Source organism: Acinetobacter sp. GN11 (genome assembly GCF_054823985.1).
In genome coordinates, this window is sequence record NZ_JRVL01000216.1 from 1 (window position 1) to 1,723 (window position 1,723).

The following is a 1,723-nucleotide window of genomic DNA, read 5'->3' on the forward strand; positions in this document are numbered from 1 at the left end:
AGATATGCATCGTTTACTTTAGAAATTGGAGCAACAGCATTTAATCCTGCAATAATATCGCCAGTCTGATTAATAATCGGAATTGCAATTGCTGTTACACCCAACTCATATTCTTCGGCTGAAATACAATAACCATTATCCTTAATGGTCTGTAATGCAGCTAGAAAACAGGCTTCTTCTGTGTAGGTATATGCAGTAAATCGTTTAAGTCCATATAACTTAATCCAGTTTTTCTGCTCCTCTAAGGATTTATGCGCTAATAAAACTTTACCCGTAGACGAAGCATGAGCAGGAATTCGGTTACCCAAGTGAATACCAAAAGGACTTACTCGGAAATTATCATTTTGCGGGACACTTCTAGCAATCGGAACAACCTCATAATTATCTTGAACCACTACTGAGAAAACTAATGTCGTTTTTTCAGATAAATGATTTAACACAGACTGCGATATTTTTGGCAAATGTGCTGTACTTAAAAAAGCCCCTGAAAACTTAAGTACCTTATGTGTTAACCAGTAATAATATTCATCAGTTTCAAGATAGCCTAAAAACTTGAGTGTCTTTAGATATCTACGTGCTGCTGTACGAGTAATATTAGTTCGTTCTGCGACCTGAGTAACATTTAAACGCTGTCGATCAGTCCCAAACGCCTCAAGAATATTTAGGCCCTTTGCTAAACCTGCAATATAGTCATCGTATTTGATCGTCTCTTCAGAGAGCGGATGTTGAATAATCTGATCCCTCATCATTTTCCCTTTTCTAAATTCCCTGTCCGATATTCGCTCAGTATGTCTGAATATCGTCTTCATTCCCAGATTGTATCTAGAGCTAGTTTAGCTAAATACGTATTTTAAGTCTTACAGGAGAACTTCAATATTTAAGCATCTATTTCACAAAGAGAGCTTAGATCAAAACTTAGGATTTAGGAAATGTATTATGTCTAGACTACAAAATAAAGTCTGTATTATCACAGGTGCAGCCTCTGGTATGGGTGAGTCCGAAGCAATTGCTTTTGCACAACAAGGAGCAAAATTAATGATTGCCGATATGAATTTAGAACAGGCTAACCAAGTTGCCGAGAAGATCATCAACGCAGGTGGAGAAGCCTTTGCTTTTCAAGTTGATGTCACTCAATTTAATCAGCTCAAGCAGTTAGTTGAATTCACATTAGAGAAGTTTGGACGAATTGATGTACTACTGAATAATGCAGGTATTTTCGACAAATATACCAATAGCTTAGATACGACCGAAGAACTTTGGGACCGAATGTTTGCCATAAATGTAAAAGCCGTATTCAATTTAAGTAATTTAGTTTTGCCTAAAATGATTGAACAGGGTTCTGGAGCAATTATCAATATTGCATCTATTGCGGGTCTAGTAGCTCAAATGGGAGGCGCTTCTTATACAGCCTCAAAACATGCTGTAATTGGTTATACAAAACATCTAGCAGCAGTGTATGCCAAACATGGCATCAAAATTAATGCTATTTGCCCAGGTACTATTCGTACGCCAATGACGGCCAAAATGCTAGAAACCCGTCCGACTGATAAAATTCCACTGGACCGTTTTGGTGAAGCGTCTGAAGTTGCCGAGTTAGCTATTTTCTTAGCTTCTGATGAGGCACGTTTTATGAATGGCTCATGCATTACAATTGATGGCGGATACACTATTATTTAGTAGGATATTTTACTAATCTAATAGTTATATCTATTAGATTAGTTGT

At 37.2% G+C, this 1,723-nt stretch carries 2 protein-coding genes; one reads left to right on the forward strand and one right to left on the reverse strand.

All coding sequences use genetic code 11. From position 1 onward, the window contains the following. Positions 1–746 (reverse strand): IclR family transcriptional regulator domain-containing protein (locus NL42_RS16470; protein WP_461313562.1); only part of this gene is annotated, 746 nt, incomplete at its 3' end. Between the two features lie 190 nt (positions 747–936). Between NL42_RS16470 and NL42_RS16475 the strand changes: the two genes are divergently transcribed. After that, positions 937–1,677: an SDR family NAD(P)-dependent oxidoreductase gene (locus NL42_RS16475; RefSeq protein WP_461313563.1), complete on the forward strand. Its 741-nt coding sequence runs from the start codon at positions 937–939 to the stop codon at positions 1,675–1,677. Positions 1,678–1,723 lie beyond the last annotated feature (46 nt).